Below are 6,208 nucleotides of genomic sequence, written 5' to 3'. Positions count from 1 at the left end.
CTCTGCGCGCCGAGGTTGTAGACCTCGTCGGGCTGCACCTGCTGCAGGATCCGGATCAAATTGGTGGCATCGGTGAGATCGCCGTAGTGCAGGAACAGACGCCGATCCGGCGCGTGCGGGTCCTGGTACAGATGATCGATGCGATCGGTGTTGAAGGACGAGGCGCGGCGTTTGATGCCGTGCACCTCATAGCCTTTGGCCAGCAGCAGCTCGGCCAGATAGGCGCCGTCCTGGCCGGTGATGCCGGTGATCAGTGCTTTTTTCATTGCAGGATCCTAGTGTTGTGCATATGCACCCACAGGACGTGGGTGCGATGGAAGGATGAAATAACGCTTCAGGCTCAGGAATCGACTCTCGAACCACCTGAAACTCACCCAGGCGACCAAGAAGCTAGTTCCGAATGCAAGCAGGATGGTGCCAGGGAGCGGAATTCCAGGGAGTAGCTTGGCGACAACCCGGAAGCATGCGGGATGGAATACGTACAGGCCATAGCTGATGCCGCCGATCCATCGCAACCAGCGCGTTTCTAGTATCCGTCGCAGCGGTGTGATCTTCACGTCGATCAAGCAGAGGGCGACAACTGCGGCGCAAAGCAACGGGATCAGCGACAGCTTCATTGCCTGCAGTAGCGCATGGCCAGAGCCGGAAAATTTAACGAACAACGGCAACAACAGGAGCGGCAGGGTCACGCACAACGCCCTAGACAATGTCACCATCCAAACTGGTGCTGCTTCTCGATGATCTGCAAGGAGGATCGCGATGCCCGCTCCGAGACTCAAGCCATCCAACCGAGTCGGCGTGAGGTAGAAAACGCCATATCCCTGACTGGCCAGCACATACCTCAGCACCGGGGACACCAGCAGGATGCCACCAATGATTCGTAGCAAGGTCCGCCGATCGAAGCTGGCAACCACCAGCGGCCACATCAGATAGAAATGTTCTTCAACCGCTAGGGACCAATAGTGGTTGGGCCCGCTGCTGGCCAACACAGGAAAAGACTGCGCGACATTCTCCAGGAACAACCACGACCATACCTGACTATTAAATGCAGGGATGCCGGTATCGAGCAGGTACGGCAGCAGGAAGAAATGAACCCCAAGATATGCGAAGTAAAGAGGAAAAATTCGAAGGATGCGACGAGCGTAGAACGTGCGGTAGTAGCCCTCTTTTCCTGCGGTTTCAAGCAAGATCCTCGTGATCAGGAATCCGGACAACACGAAAAACAGATCGACTCCCGACTGTCCAAACACCGATGCTTGTCGTAACCATCCTGGGTACTACTTGCCGAAAATCTGAACAAAATGGAAGACCATGACTGACAACGCCGCCAGCGCGCGTATGCCGTCCAGCGACGCGACACGATTCAATTGAGTCATCCGCCGACCTTCCGTTCGCTCACCATGAGATCGATGAACTGCTGGTAGATCGCCAGCATGCGCGCGTAGCGCAGGCCAGGTATCCCGTCCAGAAAACCGCCGCGCAGGATGCCTGCGTAGACGAACCGTAGCCACGGGCGCAGTGGCAGGCGGCCGGCGATCCGCTTGAGTGCGCGACGACGCACGGTGGCATCGGCACTGAACAGTCCAAGCGGTCGCAGCGGCTGCGCGCGCTCGGCCAGCAGCAGTCGTGCCTCGCGATCCGCATAGCGCAGGTGCCGCGCGAACCAGTCGTTCACGCCCTTGGAGAAGTTGTAATGCTCCAGCGGTTCGACCAAGGTGCCGATCTGTTCCGGCGGCTGCACTTCACGCTGGCCGTGGCCATGGTCGACGAAGCGCAGCGCGTCGGCCCGTCCGAAGCGCACCTGGTAGGACGGATACATGCCGGCATGTTTCAACCAGCGGCCCATGAAGATGATCTTCGCCGCCACCCGATAGACCGGGTAGGCGGCCGACGCCGCCTCCGCGATCGCCACCAGTTCATCGCGCAGCGCCGGCGTCACCACTTCATCGGCATCCAGATGCAAGACCCATGGATGACGGAAGCCCGCGTGCTCCATCGCATGGTTGCGCTGGCCGGCAAACGAATCGAACGCGCGCGTCAGCACCCGCGCACCATGCGCCTGTGCGACCTCGACCGTCGCGTCGGTGCTCCCGGAATCGAGCACCACCACGTCGTCCGACCATGCCACGCTGGCGAGGCAGCGCGGCAGATTGGCCGCTTCGTTCAGGGTCAGGATGACGACGGAGATCACGGGCTTGCTGCGCTGCGCATGACGCGCTGCTTGACCACCCGCGCCGGATTGCCGGCAACCACACTCCACGGCGCGACATCACGCATCACCACGGCTGCGGCGCCGACCACCGCACCCGCGCCCACTGCCACGCCCGGCCCGACGAAGGCATCGCTGCAGATCCAGGCATCGTCGCCAACCACCAGCCCCGTGCGCAGCAACGGCAAGGTCGGATCAGCGTAATCGTGGCTGCCACCGCACAGGTGGGCACGATGCGAGACCGTGGCGCGTGCGCCGATGCGGATCGGCCCGAGGTTGTAGACCCACACGCCGGCACCGATGGCCGCGTGATCGCCCAGCGTCAGCATCCACGGGATCTCGATACGCGCGCCGGGATCGACATGGGCGCCACGGCCGAGCTTCGCACCGAACACCCGCAGCAACAGATTGCGCCAGCCAAACAGGGGCCGCGGGCTCCAGCGGAACAATGGCGCCGCCAGCGACCACAGCACGCGGCCCAGGTACTCACGGCGCGAGTATGGGCGGGCGGCGCGAGCGGTGTCGATGTCGAGGGTCATGCGGGCCGCCACCGATCAATGAAATCACTGATTGGGCCACTCAGGCGCTCCCAACGGAAGCGTTCGGCATTTTGCAACGCTCGGCTCGATGCAGCGCCCCATGCGTCGGCGTCGGACAGCAATGGCTGCAGCGCATCGGCGGCCAGTGCAATCGCCCCGGCCGGCACCACTGCCCCACCCGGGCCAGCGATCTCGGGCGGCGCACAGACGTTGGCGACCACGCACGGGGTTCCAAAGACCTGCGCCTCCACCGCCGGAATTCCGAACGATTCACAGCGACTGAGCAGGCAGAACACGCGCGCCCGCCGGTAATGATCCATCAGGACGTCGTCCGTGACTTTGCCTGCGATCTCGACCGCCGACGCCAGCCCGAGCCGTGCGATACGCGCCTCGATCGACGCCCGATACGCCGCATCCGACCACGGGCCGACCAGCGCCAGCCGTGCATCCACCCCGCGCGAATGCAGAAGCGCAAGGGCGTCGATCACATCCTCGACCGATTTGTGTGGCGTCATCACCGAGACCAGGACGATCTTGGGCGCACGCTCCGCGAACCCCGGCAGCGGCGCAGCGGCCGCTGCCGCAAACATGCGGTCATCGACGCCGACCAGCACCGTCGCCCCCTGCTGCGGCATAGCCCCGGAATTTTCGGCATAAATGCGTGCCATGTAATCGGACAGGTATAACATGGCTGCTGCCTTGCGCTGGGCCTTTGCATAGCCGTGCCGCTGCAAGCGCGCCTTCAAGCGATCCGCCGGGCCCGCATGAAACTGCGGAAAGAAGCACCAAGGGTTCTGCACCAGCACCATCTGCGGCGTGGTCACGCCCGGCACCAGCGCGCCCGAGGTGGAAAGCAGCAGGTCGGCGCCGATGGCGTCGAGCTGTTTCTGCATCCGGGTCCGCTGCCACCACAGCCGCCGCGCCCAGTGCGAGCCAGTTGCGGCATCCACGCACTGCACCCATTCAACGTGATCGCCCAGATCCCGCCGGATATCGCCGTTTCCGGCGTGGTGCAGCACATGGTACCGATGCCTCCCCTTTCCGGCCGCAGCGAGGTTGCGCAAATGGCCGCCGAGCACATTGCGTCCGGAGAAATTGTTGATGGGCAGCGCATCCACGGCGATACGCATCGTCAGCCAACCACCACCGGCCACGGCTTGCCCTGTTCGGCGGCAACCATCCTTGCAACCACCTGCTCCAGCGTGCTGGCAGCACGCCAACCCAGCTCACGTTCGGCCTTGGACGCATCGCCCACGCTGTGCGCGATATCGCTCGGCCTGCGCAGATCGGGATTGAAATCGACGCAGGTTTGCCAATCTACGCCCACTGCGGAAAACACCATCTCGACAAACGCCTGCAACGAATGTGCCTGCCCCGTTGCGATGACGTAATCTTCCGCACGATCATGCTGGAGCATGCGCCACATCGCGTCGACGTATTCCGGTGCCCAGCCCCAATCGCGACTGATGTCCACATTGCCCAGCTGCAGGCGTTCGTCACTGCCCGCCGCGATGCGCACTGCGGCCGCGACGATCTTGCGGGTGACGAAGCGCGCGGGCCGCAGCGGTGACTCATGGTTGAACAGGATGCCGGTGCAGGCATGCAGGCCGTAGGCTTCGCGGTAGTTCGCAACCATCCAGTGCGCGCTGGCCTTGGCGGTTGCGTACGGACTGCGCGGCCGAAACGCCGTCTGTTCGTTCGCCGCTTCACCCACATCGCCATAACATTCGCTGGAACCAGCATGGTAGAGCCGGGTCTTGAGCTTCAGGAATCGAATCGCCTCCAGCACGTTGAGCGTACCCACGGCAATGCTTTCCAGCGTTTCCACCGGCTGGCCGAACGACAGCCCGACCGAACTCTGTCCAGCCAAGAGATAGGTCTCATCCGGCTGCACCTCGCTCAACACCTGCGCCACGCTGCGAAAATCGGTGGTCGCCGCAGAATGCACACGCACCTGCCCGCGCACGCCCACCCGATCGAAGTTGTCGAAGCGGCTGAGCTGCGCATCCCGCGAAGTCCCGTGGACCTGATAGCCCTTGCCAACCAACAGCCGCGCCAGCAGCGCGCCGTCCTGCCCGGAGACACCGAAAATGAGCGCCGTGCGCGCCATCAATGCAACCCTCTTGGATTTCCCGTGACCGCCGCCTGATAGACGGCCGCCATTTCCCGTGCGAACCGTGCCATGGTGAATTGCCCTGCCCGCTCCCGTCCGCGTGCTGCGCGCAGCGCGGCCAGGTTCGGATCGGCAAGTATGACTTCTATTTCGCGCACGAAGCCATCCACATCGTCCGGCGCCAGGCAAGGCGCAACAGCGCCCACGACCTCGGGCAACGATCCGCCATGGCTTGCCACCACCGGCAAACCGCAGGACATCGCTTCCAGCACGGGCCAGCCATAGCCCTCGTACAAGGAAGGGAACACCAGTACCGAGGCGCGTTGGTACCAGTGTGCAACCTGGGCATCGTCCACGTCTTCCAACCACTGCACGGATGGCGCAATCCCCAGTTGCCTGGAAAGCTCGCGTAGCGCGGGGACAGGTGGCGGTCCGACCATCACCAGCCGGTGCGCCAGCGCTCGATCCAGGGCCGCAAAGACATGCAGGACCTGCGCACGGTTCTTGTAGAAACCGTTGTTGCCGACATGCAGGACAAGGCCCGTCTCGCGAATGGTGTTCTCACTCGAATCCAGAGCCGCCAACGCAGGGCGGACGGGAAGCTGGACGACGCTCGCTTGGCGAGGCACCCCATAGGTGGTGGACACATCCGACAGCGTGCGCTCACTGTCGCAGACCAGACTCGCCGCAGCGCGTATCGCATTCCCGTTCCGTTTCCAGAGCCAGCGTGCCGCAGCGCCCACCGCCGGTGCACCTGGAAACTGGCCCTGCTGCTGCAAGACCGGGATGATGTCATGCGCGGTGATGACGACCGGCGCGCCGCGCAGGCCTTCGGCAAGATAAGCACGACTGCCGTCGAGGATGTGCCAGAGCTGTGGTTTCAGGCTTGCCACGCGGCGCGCCCGCCACGGCAAGGCCAGCGTTGCCAGGCGCTGCCGCCAGCCGGGCCCGGCCGGATGTGGATCAAGCTCGACCAGGTTGGCCTCGATTTCGGGCGCATCGCGCTGCAATGCCTGCAACAACAGGTCGGCATATACCCGCATGCTGCCGGGCGAACCGACAGCCGTCGTGCTGACCAGGGCGACCCGCAATTTTTCCATCAGTCGATTATCCGGAACTGCCCGCCCTTCGCCCCGCGCAGCGGGGAGAAGGTGGCGCGCAGCGCCGGATGAGGGGCGCCCTTGATCTGCCCCGCCGCACGCGCCTCGGCCCGCGCCCGCGCCACCGCATCAAGCCGCGGGATCGACAGCACCACGCCGACCAGCAGGCCGAGGAAGGAGGCGATGAACGGATCGGCCAGAATCTGCCCGGACACCGTCAAGCTGCCGACATTGGCGATGAAGAACG

8 protein-coding genes are annotated in these 6,208 nt (G+C 63.9%); all 8 read right to left on the bottom strand.

The features are described from left to right. The coding region (locus tag IT472_RS10140; RefSeq protein ID WP_297181376.1) for a GDP-mannose 4,6-dehydratase at nt 1-266 on the bottom strand (266 nt) is incomplete at its 3' end. Nucleotides 267-275: 9 nt separating this feature from the next. Continuing rightward, a complete protein-coding gene (locus IT472_RS10135) occupies nt 276-1,250 on the bottom strand; it encodes an acyltransferase (protein WP_343231828.1) in 975 nt (324 codons plus the stop codon). Nucleotides 1,251-1,372: 122 nt separating this feature from the next. Then, a complete protein-coding gene (locus tag IT472_RS10130; RefSeq protein ID WP_297181375.1) occupies nt 1,373-2,191 on the bottom strand; it encodes a glycosyltransferase family 2 protein in 819 nt (272 codons plus the stop codon). Continuing rightward, nucleotides 2,188-2,748, bottom strand: a complete 561-nt coding sequence (locus IT472_RS10125) for a putative colanic acid biosynthesis acetyltransferase (protein WP_297181373.1) — start codon at nt 2,746-2,748, stop codon at nt 2,188-2,190. The genes IT472_RS10130 and IT472_RS10125 overlap by 4 nt, the downstream gene beginning before the upstream one ends. Next, complete coding sequence (locus tag IT472_RS10120) at nt 2,745-3,878, bottom strand: glycosyltransferase family 4 protein (RefSeq protein WP_297181372.1); 1,134 nt, start codon at nt 3,876-3,878, stop codon at nt 2,745-2,747. The genes IT472_RS10125 and IT472_RS10120 overlap by 4 nt, the downstream gene beginning before the upstream one ends. Before the next feature lie 2 nt (nt 3,879-3,880). Beyond that, nucleotides 3,881-4,858: a GDP-mannose 4,6-dehydratase gene (locus IT472_RS10115; protein ID WP_297181371.1), complete on the bottom strand. Its 978-nt coding sequence runs from the start codon at nt 4,856-4,858 to the stop codon at nt 3,881-3,883. Continuing rightward, nucleotides 4,858-5,961, bottom strand: coding sequence for a glycosyltransferase family 1 protein (locus IT472_RS10110; RefSeq protein WP_297181370.1), 1,104 nt, complete (start codon nt 5,959-5,961; stop codon nt 4,858-4,860). The genes IT472_RS10115 and IT472_RS10110 overlap by 1 nt, the downstream gene beginning before the upstream one ends. Continuing rightward, on the bottom strand, nt 5,961-6,208 hold a 248-nt coding region (locus tag IT472_RS10105; RefSeq protein ID WP_297181369.1), incomplete at its 5' end, for a hypothetical protein. The genes IT472_RS10105 and IT472_RS10110, both read right to left, overlap by 1 nt.

The sequence above is a fragment of the Thermomonas sp. genome (assembly GCF_020850895.1).
Lineage (GTDB): Bacteria > Pseudomonadota > Gammaproteobacteria > Xanthomonadales > Xanthomonadaceae > Thermomonas.
The sequence above is the reverse complement of the archived record's forward strand: the minus strand, read 5'-3'. Positions and strand labels throughout refer to the sequence as shown.